The sequence below is a fragment of the Flavobacterium commune genome (genome assembly GCF_001857965.1).
In the GTDB taxonomy this organism is placed as follows: Bacteria; Bacteroidota; Bacteroidia; order Flavobacteriales; family Flavobacteriaceae; genus Flavobacterium; species Flavobacterium commune.
The window spans coordinates 305,574-324,478 of sequence record NZ_CP017774.1 but is presented as its reverse complement, the minus strand read 5'-3'; the positions used below and the strand labels follow the sequence as shown (position 1 = coordinate 324,478).

General features: G+C 34.4%; 10 protein-coding genes and 1 tRNA gene. 5 read left to right on the top strand and 6 right to left on the bottom strand.

What is annotated here, in order from left to right:
- Positions 1-57: 57 nt before the first annotated feature.
- Positions 58-1,338, top strand: a complete 1,281-nt coding sequence (locus BIW12_RS01240; protein WP_232227120.1) for an MFS transporter — start codon at positions 58-60, stop codon at positions 1,336-1,338.
- A 72-nt stretch (positions 1,339-1,410) separates the two neighbouring features.
- Here BIW12_RS01240 and BIW12_RS01235 read toward each other — a convergent pair whose 3' ends face one another.
- Complete coding sequence (locus BIW12_RS01235; protein ID WP_071183445.1) at positions 1,411-7,320, bottom strand: Ig-like domain-containing protein; 5,910 nt, start codon at positions 7,318-7,320, stop codon at positions 1,411-1,413.
- A 153-nt stretch (positions 7,321-7,473) separates the two neighbouring features.
- On the opposite strand from BIW12_RS01235, the gene BIW12_RS01230 reads away from it, so the two are divergent.
- Together BIW12_RS01230 and BIW12_RS01225 are read left to right on the top strand one after the other, a co-directional pair.
- Positions 7,474-9,660, top strand: coding sequence for a B12-binding domain-containing radical SAM protein (locus BIW12_RS01230; RefSeq protein WP_071183444.1), 2,187 nt, complete (start codon positions 7,474-7,476; stop codon positions 9,658-9,660).
- A gap of 478 nt (positions 9,661-10,138) precedes the next feature.
- Positions 10,139-11,176 carry a porin gene (locus BIW12_RS01225; protein ID WP_071183443.1) on the top strand — a complete coding sequence of 346 codons (1,038 nt, stop codon included), beginning with the start codon at positions 10,139-10,141 and terminating at the stop codon, positions 11,174-11,176.
- A 414-nt stretch (positions 11,177-11,590) separates the two neighbouring features.
- Here the strand turns inward: BIW12_RS01225 and BIW12_RS01220 are convergent, their stop codons facing one another.
- The 5 genes from BIW12_RS01220 to BIW12_RS01200 all read right to left on the bottom strand — a co-directional run bounded on the left by BIW12_RS01220 (position 11,591) and on the right by BIW12_RS01200 (position 17,120).
- Positions 11,591-12,493, bottom strand: coding sequence for an N-acetylmuramoyl-L-alanine amidase (locus tag BIW12_RS01220; RefSeq protein WP_071183442.1), 903 nt, complete (start codon positions 12,491-12,493; stop codon positions 11,591-11,593).
- Positions 12,494-12,525: 32 nt separating this feature from the next.
- Positions 12,526-13,011 (bottom strand): hypothetical protein, encoded by a 486-nt coding sequence (locus BIW12_RS01215; RefSeq protein WP_071183441.1) that lies wholly within the window; start codon positions 13,009-13,011, stop codon positions 12,526-12,528.
- 31 nt (positions 13,012-13,042) lie between these two features.
- Positions 13,043-14,356 carry a 30S ribosomal protein S12 methylthiotransferase RimO gene (gene rimO, locus BIW12_RS01210; RefSeq protein WP_071183440.1) on the bottom strand — a complete coding sequence of 438 codons (1,314 nt, stop codon included), beginning with the start codon at positions 14,354-14,356 and terminating at the stop codon, positions 13,043-13,045.
- 222 nt (positions 14,357-14,578) lie between these two features.
- Positions 14,579-16,117, bottom strand: coding sequence for an OmpP1/FadL family transporter (locus BIW12_RS01205; protein WP_071183439.1), 1,539 nt, complete (start codon positions 16,115-16,117; stop codon positions 14,579-14,581).
- A gap of 34 nt (positions 16,118-16,151) precedes the next feature.
- Positions 16,152-17,120: a hypothetical protein gene (locus BIW12_RS01200; protein WP_071183438.1), complete on the bottom strand. Its 969-nt coding sequence runs from the start codon at positions 17,118-17,120 to the stop codon at positions 16,152-16,154.
- A 101-nt stretch (positions 17,121-17,221) separates the two neighbouring features.
- On the opposite strand from BIW12_RS01200, the gene proS reads away from it, so the two are divergent.
- The gene (gene proS / locus BIW12_RS01195) at positions 17,222-18,700 is read left to right on the top strand and encodes a proline--tRNA ligase (RefSeq protein WP_071183437.1); all 1,479 of its coding nucleotides are present in this window, start codon (positions 17,222-17,224) and stop codon (positions 18,698-18,700) included.
- A gap of 97 nt (positions 18,701-18,797) precedes the next feature.
- Positions 18,798-18,869, top strand: a tRNA-Glu gene (locus tag BIW12_RS01190).
- Positions 18,870-18,905: the final 36 nt, after the last annotated feature.

Genomic DNA, 18,905 nt, shown 5'->3' with positions numbered 1-18,905 from the left:
ATTTGTGGCATTCAAAAATAAGGAGGACTTTTGCAAGATTTTAAACCTAATTTCTTGATGATGAAAGAACAGTCAACTAAAATAAATTCTTTAAAACACGTACTTTTTGGTAGTTTGATTGGAACAACCATAGAGTTTTTTGACTTCTATATTTTTGCCAATGCAGCTGTTTTGGTTTTTCCGCAATTGTTTTTTCCGGGAACTGATAGTACCACTTCTACTTTAGAATCTTTGGCGACTTTTTCTATTGCTTTTTTATCCAGGCCTTTAGGTTCAGCAGTTTTTGGGCATTATGGAGATAAGGTAGGGCGAAAAGTTACTTTGGTTGTTGCTTTGTTAACCATGGGGATTTCGACAGTGAGTATTGGTTTTTTACCAAGTTATGCCAGTATTGGTATCTCTGCTCCTTTGTTGTTGATGCTTTGCCGATTTGGACAAGGTGTTGGATTAGGAGGCGAATGGGGAGGAGCGGTTTTATTGGCAATCGAAAATGCACCACCTAACAAACGTGCTTGGTACGGAATGTTTCCACAATTAGGAGCACCGATAGGTTTGCTACTTTCGGGAGGAACGTTTTTATTGCTAACCGATAACATGAGTAGTGCTGATTTTATGGATTATGGTTGGAGAATTCCATTTATTGCCAGTTCACTTTTAGTAATCGTAGGTTTTTATATTCGATTAAAAATTACCGAAACTCCGGCATTTGAGAATTCGAAAGAAGAACAAAAAGAGGTAAAAGTTCCTTTTTTAACTTTGATAAAATCGTATAAGAATCAGTTGATTTTTGGAACATTTGCTGCAATTACAACATTCTTAGTATTTTATTTAATGACCGTATTTACGTTGAGTTGGGCAACTTCCGATTTGGGATTTACTAAAAGAGATGCTTTGTTAATTCAGTTGTTTTCGGTGTTGTTTTTTGCTCTTTTTATTCCAATTTCTGCTTTGGTAGCAGATAAAATCGGAAGAAGGAAAATGTTGATTTACACCACAATTGCGATTGCTATTTTTGGATTTTTCTTCTCTTATTTTCTTAATTCAGGAAGTACGATTTTAGTGACTGCTTTTGTTTGTATGGGAATGTCTTTGATGGGATTCACTTATGGACCACTGGGAACTTTCTTGTCTGAATTGTTTCCTACAACCGTTCGTTATTCAGGAGCATCATTAACTTTTAATATGGCAGGAATCCTTGGAGCAGCTTTTGCCCCTATGGTCGCTATTTGGTTAGCATCTACTTATAGTTTGACTTATGTAGGTTTGTATCTCACTATTGCAGCTTGTATTTCATTGATTTCATTATTGGTGATTAGTAAAGAGGAACATAAGTTTTAAATTTTTTAACCACAAAGTTTATAAAGCTTTATACAAAGGGCGCAAATTTTTAAATTTTGCGCCCTTTGTATTTTATCGTTTGAGACTAAAATGCCCTTTAAATTCCTGACCATTTGCTCTGGTGACTGTGAACCAATAATCAGTAGCAGGAAGTTCCAGATTATTGAACAGGCCGTTCCAGGCGGCATCGGGTAATAGTACTTTTAATAGTTTTCCGTAACGGTCAAAGATTTGAATTCCGGTATTGGGTTTTAAATAAGCAAAATCAATTGTCCAGGTATCATTGTATCCATCATTATTGGGTGTAAAGAATTTTGGAAACGGAAGTTCATCAACATAATTAATGCATTCTGAAGTTGTAGCTCCGAGGATAGTAATTGTAACAGGAATTCTATCGCTTTCACAATTATTGATGTTTTCTGAAGCATAATAGGTAATTCCGTTTTCAAGCAAAGTGGATTCAGATAAATTTATCGAAGATGAAGCACTTTCAAACCAATTTATGTTTTGACCTGAAATGCTAATATCACTAATTTTTGCATTTTCCTGAACACAAAATGTTTGTGGGGAATTAGCAATTGGACGTTGAGTATCCTGAATTTTTACAGTAATAGCTACTCTTTCACTTTCGCAATTATTAAGTGTTTGTGTAGTATAATAGGTTTTGTTATTTTCTAATAAAGTGGTTTCTGCTAAAACAGTTCCATTGGTTGAATCTTCATACCATTTGATATTTGAGCCTGAAATGGAAAGATTGGCAATAGTCGCGTTTTCATCAATACAAAATAGTTGATTTTTATTTGCTGTTGGTAATGGAGTATTGTAAACTCTAATTAAAACTGGAGTTTTATCACTTTCACAACCTATAGTTTGTGAAGCGTAATAGATTTTGTTGTCTTCTAATAAAGTTGTATTTGGTAAACCGGCTGCGGCAAAATTGGTGTCATACCATTTTATATTTTGTCCTGTAATTTGGATATCGCTGAGTGCTGCATTTTCGCTTTTGCAAAAGGATTGATTTCCATTTGCTGTTGGAGCAGGAGGTGTATTAACAATTGAAACAGTAATTCCTATTCTTTCGCTTTCACAATTGTTTAGAGTTTGCGAAGCATAGTAGGTTTTGCCGTTTTGAAGATTGCTTGTAGTTGGCAGAAGATTTCCATTTGTAGAAGCGTCATACCATTTGATTTGGTTTCCTGTAATTTGAATGTTTGCAATTGTCGGATTTGAACCAGTACAAAACGACTGATTGATATTGGCTGTTGGAGCAGGGTTGTTTTGAATGTTTATTAAAACAGCTATTCTTTCACTTTCGCAACCGTTTATAGTTTGCGAAGCATAATAAGTAATGCCGTTTTGCAATAAAGTGGTATTAGGAATTAGATTTCCATTAGTTAAAGCATCATACCATTTTACGTTTTGTCCATTGATTACAATATTATTAATTGTCGCATTTTGTTGGATGCAGAAGGTTTGGGGAGAATTAATGATAGGTTTAGGGATTGAACTAAAAAAAGGAATTATAGTAGCTTTGTTTGCTTCAGAAATACATCCATTAGCATTTTTTATTTTAAGAAAATATTCTCCTGAATTTAAAAAAGTTGAAGTTGCTGAAGCATTCCATGAGCTACCATTGTCAAAACTATATTGATATGCGAACGCATTAATTGTGATTTTACCTTTGGAATTATTACAATCTGGTTGAGTAATACTATAGGTTGGAATGCTAGGATAATCTGTAGGTGGATTTATTTGAATTGTAATTGGTTCCGATTCACAGCCAACTGAGTTTTTAATCTTAATATTGTAGGGGCCAGATGGTAAGTTAGTTGCATCGGCACTCGTTGACCAACTTAATCCATTATTAAAACTATATGCGGCAGCAGCGGTTTGGATACTAATTGATCCAAAGGGATTTGTACAGCTTATTGGTTGAGTGACTGTGTAATTAGGTATTCCTATTGCATCAAGAGGAGGATTAATTGTTGCAGTAATTGTTTCAGAAGGGCAACCAACAGCACTATTTTTAATTTTTATAGAATAATCTCCCGGTGTTAAATCTGTAGCAGTAGAATTGGCAGACCAAGTAAGTCCATCATCAAAACTATATAGATTAGCATTAGTAGTTACAGTTATTTTTCCTTTGGAAGTTGTGCAGCTACTAGGTTGTTGGATTGAAATAGTTGGTTTTTGTGCTGGTAGATTTACATTGTAAAGAGTAACAGATTTATAATTCGATTCACATCCTAAATCATTTTTTATTTTTAAATAATAATTTCCGGGTACTAAGTTGGTAAAGCTTGCATTTGACGACCAAGAAGTACCATTGTCTATACTGTATTGAGAGGCAATTGTTGTAAAAGTTATGCTCCCTAATGATTCGCAATTTGGTTGTGTAATTGTATTTGTAGGTAAGTCGAGGTAAAATTTTGGAACATAAATATATTGATAATAGGATTTACAACCTAATTCATTTTTTATGTTTATTCCATAATATCCCTCATCTAAATTTGAAGCCGTTGGATTTGCGCTCCATGTTTGTCCATTATCAAAACTGTATAATGCTGCAGGCGTGGTAATTGTTATGCTTCCACCAACTCCACAACTAGGAGGAGTTGTACTATAACTAGGTCGGGGTAAATAAAAAGGGAAAAGTTGAACGAATGCAACTCCTGTTCCACAGCCTAAATTGTTTTTTGTAAGAACAGTATAATTTCCAGGAGATAAATTTGTGGCTGTATTGTACTGACTCCAGGTTCTGCCATCGTCAAAGCTATATTGGTCAGCAGGATTATTTATGATAATACTACCTTTGTTTTTGGATTCGCATGTAGGTTGAGTTATTTGTATATCTAATGGGGCATTGTCAAAAACATGAAAATTGATAGAATAACTAGATTCTGATATGCACCCTAATTCATTTTTTATTTTAGGATGGGGATAATAATGACCTGCAGGTAAATTTGAAACTGTTGGATTAGTTCCCCATGTTTCCCCACCATCAAAACTGTAAAATGGTGCCTGAGTAGTTACTGTAATACTACCACCTTTTCCACAAGATGGATAAATAACAGTATATTCTGCAGGTTTTAATTTGAGTGGGGTAAAATAAACCGGATAGCTTTGTGAGACACAGCCTTGTTTGTTTTTAATTTTTATTAAATATTTAAAACCTATGGGTAAATTTGATGCCGTTGGATTTGTAGTCCAGGTTGCTCCATCATTAAAACTGTAATAATCTGCAGGACTTGTTATTGTAATACTTCCTGTAGCATTTGCTTCACATGAAGTAGGTTGCGTAATAACATAATGAGGAGTGTCAAGATAGTACGAAAAGATATGTATGTTGAAAGGAAAGCTTTTACATCCTGTTTCATTTTTTATTACAATTTCATAATTACCTTCTTCCAGATTTGATTTTGTTGGATTTGTCCCCCATGTTTCCCCGCCATCAAAACTATAGAATGAAGCTGGAGTTGTAATTTTGATAGTTCCAGTTTTATTTTCACAACTGGGCTGTATAATTGTATAAGTAGGTATATTCAAATAGGATTCGTTTACATTGGAAGGTATGTATATCATCTTGTAATAGGATATACAGCCATAACTATCTTTGACTTTTAACGCATAAGAACTTCCACCAGGTAAATTTGTTGCGGTAGGGTTTGTCGTCCAATTTTTACCATCATCAAAACTATATTCAGCTGCAGCAGTAGTAATGGTAACACTAGCACCAGAATCACAAGTAGCCTCTTTAATAATTTTATATTCAGGGTAAAAGTCTAAATAAATATCTGGATAAACAGTTACATATTGCGGTATAGATGTACAACCCAATTCATCTTTGATCATTATTGGAAATGAAGAATATTCTGTTCCATTTTGAACTGTTATAGTTGGATTTTTTGTCCATGTTTCACCATTGTCAAAACTATATTCGAAAGCATTTGTAGTTATAGTTAAATTGCCATTTTTTTCGCAAGTTGGATTTGTTTTTGTGTAACTTGGAGTAGGTAAATGAAAAGGATAAATTGTAGCATAATTTCTTTCTGATTCACATCCAAGTTCATTTTTAGTTTTAATTATATAGCTACTGCCAACAGGTAAATTGCTTATTGTTTGATTATTTGTCCATGTTGCACCATCATCAAGGCTATATTGAACTGCAGTTTTTAAAAATGTTATACTGCCAGTTTTGTCACACTTATCAGGTTGCGTAATTTTAATCTCAGGATGTGGTATTGAAAATCGCTCAAAATATATTTGGTAAGTATTAGGTTTGGATTCACATCCAAATTCATTTTTAATTCTTATATTATAATACCCAGGAGCTAGGTTTGTCGCTGTTGGATTTGTTGTCCAGGTTTCTCCGTTATCAAAGCTATATTCTGAAGCAGGTGTAGTAATAGTAATACTTCCGCCTTCATTACATGTAGGTTGTGTTACAGTATAAGTTGGAGTATTAATATAATATTCGAAAAGAAAAACACTTTGTGCATAGGATTCACAATCTGAGTTGTTCTTTATTTTGATGAAATAATTACCGGGTGGTAAATTTGTTTTTGTGGCATTATTTCCCCAAGTCAATCCATCATCAAAACTATATTGGGATCCTGGAGTTGTTATAGTAATAGTTCCACCAGAACTACAAGTTGGTTGAATAATTGAAAATGTGGGTCTGTCTAGTAATGTTGGGATATCAATTGTTACAATTGTAGGTGTAGAGATACAACCGGAACTAGTTCTGGTTTGAATATAATATTTTCCATATTCCTTTGTGGTAAATTTGGCATCAGTTTGCCATACCAAGTCTTTAGAAGATAGGTAATAATCTTCTAAAGACAAGCCTTTTCTAAAACTATATTCCATTCCAGGGGCATTAACTTCAATATAACCGTTTGTGTCTTGACAAGAAGGTTGTACAACTGTTACAGAAGGATTAGGGATTGAATTATTAATGGTTAATTTTGAACTGATGAAACAATTATTTGTATCGGTAACTTTTACAGAATATTCCCCAAGATTAGATTTGTTGGAGGGGATTGAATAGGATTGATTAGTTGCCCCAACTATAGCGATGCCATTTTTATACCATTGAAATGTTGTTGATAAAGTCATGGCTTTATTAAGATTAGCTGTCAATACTAAATCGTTATTACAGAAAGTTCCAATCTGACTAATAGTAGCACCAAAACTTTCAGCAGTGTTTAATCTTAAATTATCATATAAAAAAGAAGGTTCATACGTTCCGCTAAATGTTGGTAAATAAATATAATCAAAAGAGGGGGGTAATACTTTTGATGGTCCAAGCATTATAGCATTAATGTCAATATTAGCGGTGAAATTGATCGTAATTTCACTCCAAACAGACTGGGGCTGGTATAAAATTTTTCCAATTTCAATCCAAGAAGGGTCAAAAGAATTAGGATCTGAATTTGTAGAAAGAGGAATGTTGTCTTTGTTTGAACATCCATAAAGTGTTACGTAAGTTGGTTCTAAAAAATTAGAATCCACGAATATATCTGTTGGTGATACATTCACTGTCATTAATGTTGCGATATTTAGAGTTAATTGGTATTCTATTCCTGATTGCAGTGGAGAGGCTAATTTGGTGGCTAAATATTCTTTATGATTATTTTTATAAACAGCTCGAACAATTCCTTTACCATCTGGGAGGTTTTGAAGATTTTTATTGTAAAGAGTGCTTTCTAAGGAATTACAATTTATGTAATCAGGAGAAGGAATTGTTCCTTTTGACCATGGACTTATAAAATTTAAATCATCAGAATTATCAGGGCAACCCGTTTTTTCTTCAAATGAATGATTCTGAAGTAGTGAAGTTGTTGCATTATTACAAATGCAATCAGTATCATTTAAATCAATTTTTTCATCACCATCATCATCGATTCCGTTGTCACAGATTTCTTGTGAAAAGCAAAAGCTAGTAAATAAAAATAATAATAAGAGTAGAGTTTTTTTCATAAATATTAATCTCTTAGAATAGTTTTCAAATGTAATCAAATACGCTCAAATGACAGTATTCTTTTTAATAGAAAATTAAGCTTTAAAAACTTTCAATCTCCATTAGAATAGAAACTAAAATTATCCCTTATTTTTGTAGCAAATACTATCATTTTGAAGCCAAAACTTTTCCTCATCACGCCGCCTTTTACCCAACTGAATACTCCTTATCCAGCAACTGCTTATATCAAAGGATTTTTGAATACCAAAGGAATAGAATCAGTTCAGGCAGATTTAGGGATTGAGGTGATTTTGAAATTGTTTTCGAAAGAAGGATTACAAGATTTATTTCAAACCAAAAGTCAACAACCTACAACGGATAATTGCAAGCGTATTTTTGCATTGCAGGATGAATATATTAAAACTATTGATTCGGTTATTGCTTTTTTGCAAGGAAAAAATCCAACCTTGGCTTTGCAGATATGTCAGGAAGATTATTTGCCTGAAGCTTCACGTTTTGCTCAGTTGGAAGAATTGGATTGGGCTTTTGGTACCATGGGAACTCAGGATAAGGCAAAGCATTTGGCAACTTTATATCTCGAAGACATCTCTGATTTTATTGTGGAATGTGTGGATGCTAATTTTGGTTTCAGCCGTTATGCTGAACGTTTGGGGCGCAGTGCCAATTCTTTTGACGAATTATATGACGCTTTACAACAAAAACCTACCTATATAGATAATATTCTTTTTTCGATTCTGAAAGAACGAATTGAAATCACTCAACCAACATTTTTTTTGATTTCTGTTCCATTTCCTGGGAATTTATATTCGGCTTTTCGATGTGCACAATGGGTGAAACAACATTTTCCGAACATTAAAATTTCAATGGGTGGCGGTTTTCCAAATACCGAATTACGTTCGCTTTCGGATGCTAGAGTTTTTGAGTTTTTTGATTTTATTACTTTGGATGACGGCGAAGTTCCTATTGAAGAATTAATTTCGAGTATTGAAAATCCAGATTATAATTCGTTTAAAAGAACTTTTCTTTTAGAAAATGGAAAAGTAGTTTATAAAAATAATTCCGCTAAATCGGATTACAAACAATCCCAAGTGGGTACACCGGATTATTCTGATTTGTTATTGGATAAATACATTTCGGTTATCGAAATTGTCAATCCTATGCACCGTATGTGGAGCGATGGGCGCTGGAATAAACTTACCATGGCGCATGGATGTTATTGGGGGAAATGTACTTTTTGTGATATTTCGTTAGATTATATTAAGGTTTACGAACCCGTAGCTGCCAGTTTGCTTTGTGATAGAATGGAAGAGATGATTACTCAAACGGGTGAAAATGGATTTCATTTTGTAGATGAAGCGGCACCACCAGCTTTGATGCGTGTATTAGCTCTTGAAATTCTTCGAAGAAAATTGTCAGTCACTTGGTGGACGAACATTCGATTCGAAAAAAGTTTTACTCAGGATTTAGCCTTATTATTGAAGGCTTCGGGTTGTATTGCTGTTTCGGGCGGACTTGAAGTGGCCTCTGATCGTTTGTTAAAATTGATTGACAAAGGTGTAACGGTGGAACAGGTGGCACGTGTAACCCGTAATTTTACCGAAGCTGGAATTATGGTTCATGCTTATTTGATGTATGGTTATCCTACGCAAACCGTTCAGGAAACAGTAGATAGTCTCGAAATGGTGCGTCAATTATTTGAAGCGGGAATTTTGCAATCAGGATTTTGGCATCAATTTGCCATGACAGCGCATAGTCCGGTAGGTATGTATCCGGAGAAATTTGGCGTGGTAAAAGAAACCGAAGCTATTGGGACTTTTGCCAATAATGATATTAATTATAAGGATTTAACAGGGATTGACCATGATAAATTCAGTTTCGGTTTAAAGAAATCATTGTTTAATTATATGCACGGAATCTGTTTTGACTATGAATTGCAGGAATGGTTTGATTTTAAAATTCCGAAAACAAAAATTCATCCCGATTTTATTTTTAATGCTTTAGAGTCTGATGTTGATTTTAATATAAAACCAAATGCAAAAGTAGTTTGGATCGGGGGAAAACCATCAGTTGAACATTTTATGAAGACTAAGAAAGGGAATTCCTGGGAAATGATGAGTTTGACTTTTCATGATAAAAAAGAAAGTTTTACAATTCAAACCAATAGAGGGGAAGGGGAATGGTTAGTAACAATATTGGAAAAGATTACAGTTTTTAACACTAAAATATATTCCTTTCAAGAGTTAAAAGCCGATTTTGAGTTAAATTTAGAAGATTTTGAATTGTTTTGGTATTCTAAGCCTATAAATTCACTACGGGAATTTGGGCTTTTAATTTTATGATAGATGAGTTGCTAACATCTTTTTATAATGAAAAACCTCCTTTTGGGAGGTTTTGTTGTTTTTTAATGTTTTTGTTGCGGAATTATCAAGCAGCATTTTTATGTTTGTATTGATTAACCCCTGTTTTTTTAGGGGGTAGTTTTGTTTTTAATTGGTTTTATATTGAGTTTTTGATGTTTTTTTAGCTTGTTTTTGTTTTTTAGTCTGTTTTTTAAGGGTGTTTGTGTTTTTTATCATGAGAATAATCATTTTTTTGCTATCGAAAAATAAGGAAAATGTATTTTTTTTTAATTGAATCCCGATTTTTGATAATTCGACGCTAAAAACGGCAAAAAGTTATATTATTTTATTTTTGTAAAAATAAAAGTTGATAAATTTGCTTCAACAAAAAGGAATAAAACTTGTTAAATATTGAGGATAATATGTTAATATTTCTTTTTGAGTAAAAATAATTTAAATAACCAAAACAAATTAAAACATGAAAAAAGTAATTTTTATTTTAGCTTTAGCGCTGACAGGAAGCATGACATTTGCACAAGACACCCCATTAGAAATTTCAGGTTCTGCTGATGTTTACTACAAATACGATTTTGCAAAAGCATCAAACATCGGGACAAGTTTTGCATCAGATCAGAATTCAGTGTCTTTGGGGATGATTGACATTGCTTTGAAAAAAACAACGGGTAAAACTTCTTTCGTGGGTGAAGTTTCTTTTGGACCAAGAGGACAATATCAATCGATTCTTAATGGAGATGGAACTCTATCAAATGAATCTAATTCATTCCACATTCAAAATTTGTATGTTACTTATGCTGCTACAGATAAATTAAGTTTTACAGCAGGTTACATGGGAACTTTTATTGGATATGAGGTGATTTCACCAGTAGCAAACTTCCATTATTCAACTTCTTATTTGTTTACTAATGGGCCATTCCAAAATGCGGGAATTAAAGCAAATTATGCAATCTCAGATAAAGTTGGCTTAATGGTAGGAGGTTTTAATAGTACTTGGAATTTTTATTCAGCTGACCCAATGAAAGGATTAAACGCAATTGGAGCTCAATTGTCTTTAACTCCAACAGAAGGTGTAAGTGCTTACCTGAACTTTATGGATGGTTCTGAAAGTGGTACTATTGTGGACTTAACAGCTACTTTCCAATTGTCTGAAAAATTCAAATTAGGTTTAAATGCAGCTGATTGGTCAGCACCTGGGGATAGTGACTTTGGTTATACAGGTGTAGCTTTATATCCATCAGTAGCGGTAACTGAAAACTTTGGTTTAGGATTACGTGCTGAGTATTTCAAAGCTAAAGAAAATAGTGCTATGTTTGGTTTGTCTGCTGATAATTCTGTAACAGCTTTCACTTTATCAGCTAACTTAAAAGCAGGAGGATTAACAGTTATCCCTGAATTCAGATTGGATTCTGCTAAAGATGATAATTTCTTTGAGTCAGATATGACTACTCCAACAAAATCTGCGGCTCAGGCTTCTATCGCTTTAGTTTATGGCTTCTAAGAATTGTCAAAATTCGAAATACAATAAATGATAATTTTTTTTTTTGCTGCCAAGGTTCATTTAATGAATCTTGGCAGTTTTTTATTGTCGATTTATTGTGTAGCTAAAAGTTGTTTGGTTTTGCTGTGCTAATCTGCCAAAGGAAAGATTAGTTTAATTAAGGGCAAAAAATAAAACGCATACATTTGCTCTGGGACAAGAAAAGAGGTATTCTAAAGCTTCATAATACCAATTTATAATTACCAAATAGTCAGATTTTTTTGGCATAATGCTAATATAATATGAATATAGTCCAATTTTTATTGGACTATATTGAATACATAATCGTTATAATTGATTTGGTGCGATTTAGGAATAAAAAAAGTTCTTTGAGGATTTCTCAAAGAACTTTTTTTGGCTTCAACTAAGATTTGTTTATTGTTTTAAATAAATAGAATAAATGGTGTTGATAGTGTTTTGATCTAAAACAGCATTGGCTTCTTCTGGTATATAGTGTAGTTTGAACGCTGTGATTGCTGCACTTAAGTTTTTTGTGTTGTAGCCAATAATTTGCAGTGCCAATTCGGCATTAAAATCAAAAGGGGCTAAGGGAAGTTCGTCGTCTTTCCATACTCCGAATCCGTTTTCGGCCAAAGTTTTCCATGGAAATAAGCCGCTTGGGTCTTTTTTTCGACTGGGAGCAATATCAGAATGACCAATTATGTTTTGAGCAGGAATATTGTAGTCTTTCTTCAATTTGCTCAAAAGAGCCATCAAGCTGGTAATTTGAGCTTCAGAAAAAGGTTCGCTACCATTGTTGTCTAATTCAATTCCTATGGAAGAAGAATTAATATCAGTGTTTTTTCCCCACGAACTTACTCCGGCATGCCAGGCGCGTAAATAATCGTTTAGCATGTGAACTACATGTCCGTCATCGGCAATTACATAATGTGCACTTACCTGGGTGCTGGTTTTAGTAAAGGTTTTAATTGTTTGCTGAAGTGAGTCCTGTGCAGTGTGGTGGATAATAATAAAATTAGGTTTTCTAAGATTGAAATTGACGGTACTTATCCATTCTGTGTATATGTTATTACTTAATTGTGTTGAGCCCACTTTGAAGATACTATCTTTAAAAGTATATAATTGTTTGCTGTAAACGCTATCGATACTTATAATTGTTTTGTTAACTACAGGTAAAGGTTCGGGGTCTTTAGCTGAAATTTGATCTTTGAAAGATTTTAGTTTTGTATCGTATTCTTTCTCGCTTTTTTTATAAGGATTAGTCGAGCATGATGCAATGATTAATGCAAAAATTAAATAGCTAAGATGTTTGTTCATTTTGAATCTATTTTTATTTAAAAAAAGGAAAACTATTCGTCTTCCTTTTTTGATTTTTTCTTTTTCTCTTTCTCTTTTTTGTTATTTCCGCCTTCTTCTTTTAGAGCTTTGTATTTTTGTCTTTGCTCTTCGTTTAAGTATTCGTTTACTTTTCTTTCGTTTATTTCAAAAAGAGCTTTTATTTCGTTAGACTTTTCTTGTTGACTCAATTTTTCGTCTTTCATTATTGCTGTTTGCGACTTTATAATGTCAGTATAAACATTTCCAATAGCAATAGTTTGCAATTCGTCAAGGTTTAATTGAGGTTTTAGTTTTTCCATTATCTTAGCAACCGTTACTTCAACCGGAATTTCTTTTGGTTTCATATCGGCTTGATTCATTTGGCTCATGCTATTTCTACCCATTCCATAACCACCATATCCGTTACCGTATCCGTTTCCGTAACCATATTGTGCAAAAGCTGTATTAAAGGATATAGTTATAAACGCTAATACAAAGAAAAATTGTGTCTTGTTCATAATTGTTTTTTTAGATAACTAAAATTATTTTTTATGCGGGTTCTCCATAAAGGTCAAATTCTGTTGCATCTATAATTTTAATCATAGCAAAATCGCCTGTTTTTAAATAATATTTTGAAGCGTCAATTAGTACTTCATTGTCAACATCCGGGCTGTCAAATTCGGTGCGACCAACAAAGTGTCCGCCTTCTTTTCTGTCAATGATACATTTGAATGTTTGTCCAATTTTTTCCTGATTCAAATCCCATGAAATCTGCGATTGTAATTCCATGATTTCATTGGCACGATCTTGTTTGATATCATCCGGAACATCATCTTCTAATAAATAAGCATGTGTGTTTTCTTCGTGAGAATAGGCAAAACATCCCATGCGGTCAAATTTCATTTCCTGAACAAAATCTTTCAAAATTTCGAAATCTTCCTGAGTTTCTCCCGGATAACCAACTATTAATGTTGTTCTGATGGCCATTCCCGGAACTGCTGCTCTAAAGTCTTTTAATAATTGAGTTGTTTTAGCCTGTGTGGTTCCACGACGCATCGATTTCAAAATAGAATCAGAAATATGTTGTAGCGGAATGTCAATATAATTGCAAATTTTAGGTTCGCGTTTCATTAAGTCCAATACATCCATTGGGAAACCGGTAGGGAAGGCATAATGCAAACGAATCCATTCGATTCCTTCTACTTTTGCCAATGCCTCTAATAATTCGGCAAGGTTGCGTTTTTTATAAATATCAAGACCATAGTAAGTTAAGTCCTGAGCAATCAAAATCAATTCTTTTACCCCATCTCGGGCTAAACCTTCGGCTTCTTTTACTAATTTTTCAATAGGTTGCGAAACGTGTGCACCACGCATAATTGGAATAGCGCAAAAACTACAAGGTCTGTCACAACCTTCGGCAATTTTTAAATAAGCATAATTTTTAGGGGTTGTTGTTAAACGCTCACCTAATAATTCATGTTTGTAATCTGCTCCCAAAGCTTTTAATAATTGGGGCAATTCGGTAGTTCCAAAAAACTGATCCACATTTGGGATTTCTTTTTCTAAATCAGGTCGGTATCGCTCTGACAAACATCCGGTTACAAAAACTTTGTCAACCAGGCCTTTTTCTTTCTTGTCGGCATATTCTAAAATCATATTTACCGATTCTGCTTTTGCATTATCAATAAATCCGCAAGTATTGATTACGATAATATTTCCTTCCTGATCAACTGGTGCTTCGTGTTCTACTTCTTTTCCGTTGGCGCGAAGTTGTCCCATTAATACCTCACTATCGTATATGTTTTTTGAACACCCTAAGGTAATTACGTTTATTTTGTTCTTTTTTAAAGACTTGGTTCTCATATTATTGTGTCCCGATTGTTCGGGAGGAGTGCAAAATTACGTTTTTTTATTCAAATTGTCCCGATAGCTATCGGGATTGTTTCGATTTAGCTGTTTTTTTGTAGTTGCATTAAAATTTGGAATTGTAATTTTTTAAAAGAAATTGTTTTTTACAGCTAAAAAAATAACCGTCTTGTTTGTGAAAGGTCAAGACGGTTATTTTTAGATTGTTTTTTTTAGAAATTATAATTCGAATAATAAACTAAAGGTAACAGTGTTGTTGATGGAGTTGATTTTAGCGCCATCAGTAAAACCTTGGCTAAAGAAAGCTTGTTGAGAATTTCTTTTTGTGTAAGCATAAGAAATATCAGCTCTTGTTCCTCCAAAATTATACCCCAGACCGGTTGAATAGCTGTTTAAATTGCCAACAGTTCTCTTGTCTTTGTATGGGCTTCCTTCAAAATGGTATCCAGCTCTAAGGCTTAATCTTTCAATTTTATATTCGCCACCTACTCTTACTTCTGAAACACCTTTTAAAGCATCTGAAATATCAGAGTTGATTAATCTGTTTCTGCTGTCCTCTTCTATCGAATATTTGATGTTACCATAATCTTTGTAACCGTAATCAAAGCTGATTAATCCTTTTTTGTTAAACACATAAGCAAAACTTCCTGTGATTTTTCCCGGAGTTCTTAGTCTATAGGTTCTGTAAATTACAGTGTTGTTTGAGTCGATATTGGTAAAAGTTATAGGAGGATTGTCGTTGTCTGTGTAGTCCTGGATGCTTGAAACTAAATTTTGTCTTAATTCATCATTTAGTTTGTTCCAAGTAGGAGATTGGTATGAAAGTCCCAAACGTACCTGGTCGTTCAATTTTCCAATAAGTCCTAATTGAAATGAAAATCCGGAGCCATAGGTGTAGATGTCGTTTTCAAATGAAGTATCCAGTAAGTCAACGATATTGTTGTTTAGATTGTCGTTTACTTCATAGAAATAAGTGTTTTGTCTAAAATCAGTAAAATGAGAGTTAAGTGTTGCTCCTATATAAAGTTGATCTTTATATGAAGTTGCAGCGTTAAAAGATAGTTTACCATTGTTTCCTTGAGATGTAATGGTGTTTTCGTGGTAGTAATTTCCGCCGGCAGGGACGTTAGAATTGTATTTAGTGTTGTCGTCGTTATATTCATCAGGATTGATTATGTAGCCTTCGTAACCTAAAAAAGCTTGCTGATCAGCGTAGTCTAATTGAAAGTAGTTAAAATCTGTAATGGTACTCAATGGGATACCTGCTTGATCTCTCTTTAAATTTTCATTTGCATAACTTAAAAAATATTCTGAAATATTGTTTGTAGGGTTGACTCCTTGTGAATATACAGAGTTGTTGAGGTTGTTAGTTTTTTCGTAATTTATTGCTAAAGCAATTTTAGTCCAATTGTTATTTGGGCTATGATTGTTAAAAACAAATACAGCACCAGCCTGGTTTAAATCGAATGAGTTGTCTTTTTCGGAAGTACGCTCCTCAAAATAATTAGATTTATTATTGATGTCAAAATTACTAAGGGAAAATGTTAGCTGGTTGTTAATAAAAACGGCACTACCGGCAGGGTTTGCGTTTAAAGAAGATAAATCGCCTCCTAAAGCTCCAAAAGCACCTCCCATAGCTCTATAGCGTGCGGTACCTGTGGTGTTGTCCTGTGCAAATCGCAAACCGCTTGTGATTTCCTGAGATTGTGCAGAGTTAAAAGCCAGCCCGGATAGTATTAAAAATAGATATTTTTTCATTTGAATGGTTTTTAGTTAAAAAGCTTGTTTGGGGTTATCTTCTACTTCCACCTGATGATCTTGAGCTTCCTCCGCTGCTGCTTCCACCACCGCCATAAGAAGATCTTCCACCACTGTCTCCACCATAAGAAGGGCTGCTGTAGGATCTTGAAGGTGTGTAGCTTTCGCTTCTGGAATATGTTCTACTTTGTTGGGTGTTGCTATTGTTGTTTTGGTATTGCGTAGCACCCCTTCTGTTAGTAGTTGTTTGAGGTGTGTTATTGTTGTTGTATGTTCTGGAATTTGTAAATGTAGAATTTCTGGTAGTCCCAATTCTGCTCGTAGAGTAGTTTCTGTTTGTGCTGTAGGTTCTTCTGTCTGTGGTGTAGTTTCTTGAGGAGTAAGATGAATTAATGGCTGGTGTGCCTCTTCTGCTTTGAGTGTTTGAATAGTATCTGGTGTTGTTAGGGCGGTTGTAATAATAGTAGTTGTCCCAGCCCCAATTGTTCCATCCGTAACCATAGTTCATTCCCCAGTTGTTCCACCCGAATCCGTAATTCCAGCCCCAATTATTCCAACCCCAGTTGTTCCAGCCGAATCCATAATTCATTCCCCAGTTGTTCCAGCCCCAATTATTCCAACCCCAGTTATTCCAGCCAAAACCATAATTCATTCCCCAATAGTCAGGGTAAACATTAATTATAGTTCCGGTTTGGTTGTTGCCCCAACCTGCATAACTTGAAGGTAAATTATTGTCAGCTGAATCGAAATCACTGTATTTGTCAATATCGGTAAAAACTTCAGGAGTTTCACTTTCTGTTTGTAGTGAGTTGAAATAATCTTTATAATAATTGCCTGAGGCAGTGTTTGTTTCTGTATTTCTGTTGTTTGAAGCGCCGTATATACCATCAGTTTCGTAATAGGAACTATTTTGATAAGAACCACAAGAAACCATAAAAAGGCTTAGTAATCCAATGTAGAGATAATTTTGCACTTCTTTGGATGAAAAAATATTAGTTTTCATATCTGTTAGGTTTTTTATTGTTGCACATTACAAAAATAGTTAGTTTTGCCAAACTATTTAGTTAAATAAAACAAAACAAAATTTGTGCCAAACTATTCAATATGAGTAAGAACCTTACTACACGATCAGAAGATTATTCAAAATGGTATAATGAGCTGGTTGTAAAGGCTGATTTAGCCGAAAATTCAGGAGTTAGAGGCTGTATGGTTATTAAACCTTATGGTTATGCGATTTGGGAAAAAATGCAAGCCGAGTTAGATAGAATGTTTAAGGAAACAGGACATCAAAATGCTTATTTTCCTCTGTTTGTTCCTAAAAGCATGTTTGAAGCCGAGGAGAAAAATGCCGAAGGTTTTGCTAAAGAATGTGCCGTGGTTACACATTATAGATTGAAAAATGATCCTGACAGACCAGGAAAATTAATGGTTGACCCAAATGCTAAGCTGGAAGAGGAACTTATTGTTCGTCCTACAAGTGAGGCAATTATTTGGTCAACTTATAAAGGGTGGGTGCAATCCTATAGAGATTTACCTTTGTTGATTAATCAATGGGCTAATGTGGTTCGATGGGAAATGCGTACTCGTTTGTTTTTAAGGACAGCCGAATTTTTATGGCAGGAAGGGCATACGGCTCATGCAACAAGAAAGGAAGCGATTGAGGAATCAGAGAAGATGATGAATGTTTATGCTGATTTTGTTCAAAATTTCATGGCGATTCCGGTTGTTAAAGGATTGAAAACCGAAACAGAGCGTTTTGCCGGTGCTGAAGAAACTTATTGTATTGAGGCTTTGATGCAGGATGGAAAAGCTCTTCAGGCAGGAACTTCGCACTTTTTGGGGCAAAATTTTGCTGAAGCATTTGATGTGAAGTTTGCTAATGCCGAAGGAAAACAGGAATATGTATGGGGAACTTCCTGGGGAGTTTCTACCCGATTGATGGGGGCTTTGGTGATGACGCATTCTGATGATCAGGGATTGGTATTGCCTCCTAATTTAGCGCCAATACAAGTAGTTATTGTTCCTATATATAAGACAGATGAGCAATTAGCTCAAATTACAGAGGAAGTAGAGAAATTGATGGCAGATTTGCGAAAACTTCGTATTTCGGTTAAGTTTGATGATAGGACTACGCAAAAGCCAGGTTTTAAATTTGCAGAATGGGAATTAAAAGGAGTTCCAGTGCGAATTGCTGTTGGTCCAAAAGATCTTGAAAACGGAACTTATGAAGTGGCAAGAAGAGATACTTTGACAAAAGAAGTGAAGTCTAAAGAAGGAATTGCGACTTTTATAAGTGATTTATTGGATCAAATCCAGGCAGATTTATTTAACAAGGCATTTAATTACAGAGAAACTCATATTACCGAAGTAAATAGTTTTGAAGAGTTTAAAGATGTTTTGGAGAATAAAGGAGGTTTTGTATCAGCACATTGGGATGGAACTGCGGCTACAGAAGAGAAGATTAAAGAGTTGACTAAGGCAACGATAAGATGTATTCCTTTGGATGGAGTTGAGGAGTCGGGAAGCTGTGTGTTTACTGGGAATCCTTCCGGAAGAAGAGTGTTTTTTGCAAAGGCATATTAAAAAAATATATTTTTTTTGAGTTAGCTATTGTGCAATTAAAAAACAGTTGTATCTTTGCAACCGCAATACAGAAATGCACAGCATAATGTAGCGCAATGGTCCGTTCGTCTATCGGTTAGGACGCCAGGTTTTCATCCTGGTAAGGGGGGTTCGATTCCCCCACGGACTACAAATGAAATATTGAAAATATCTTTCCTGAACTTTT

What these genes read in the sequence shown, in the direction of transcription:
- BIW12_RS01240 (WP_232227120.1), top strand. Translation starts at nt 58, where the DNA reads ATGATGAAAGAACAGTCAACTAAAATAAATTCTTTAAAACACGTACTT.
- BIW12_RS01200 (WP_071183438.1), bottom strand. Translation starts at nt 17,120, where the DNA reads ATGAAAACTAATATTTTTTCATCCAAAGAAGTGCAAAATTATCTCTAC.
- proS (WP_071183437.1), top strand. Translation starts at nt 17,222, where the DNA reads ATGAGTAAGAACCTTACTACACGATCAGAAGATTATTCAAAATGGTAT.
- BIW12_RS01225 (WP_071183443.1), top strand. Translation starts at nt 10,139, where the DNA reads ATGAAAAAAGTAATTTTTATTTTAGCTTTAGCGCTGACAGGAAGCATG.
- rimO (WP_071183440.1), bottom strand. Translation starts at nt 14,356, where the DNA reads ATGAGAACCAAGTCTTTAAAAAAGAACAAAATAAACGTAATTACCTTA.
- BIW12_RS01220 (WP_071183442.1), bottom strand. Translation starts at nt 12,493, where the DNA reads ATGAACAAACATCTTAGCTATTTAATTTTTGCATTAATCATTGCATCA.
- BIW12_RS01215 (WP_071183441.1), bottom strand. Translation starts at nt 13,011, where the DNA reads ATGAACAAGACACAATTTTTCTTTGTATTAGCGTTTATAACTATATCC.
- BIW12_RS01205 (WP_071183439.1), bottom strand. Translation starts at nt 16,117, where the DNA reads ATGAAAAAATATCTATTTTTAATACTATCCGGGCTGGCTTTTAACTCT.
- BIW12_RS01235 (WP_071183445.1), bottom strand. Translation starts at nt 7,320, where the DNA reads ATGAAAAAAACTCTACTCTTATTATTATTTTTATTTACTAGCTTTTGC.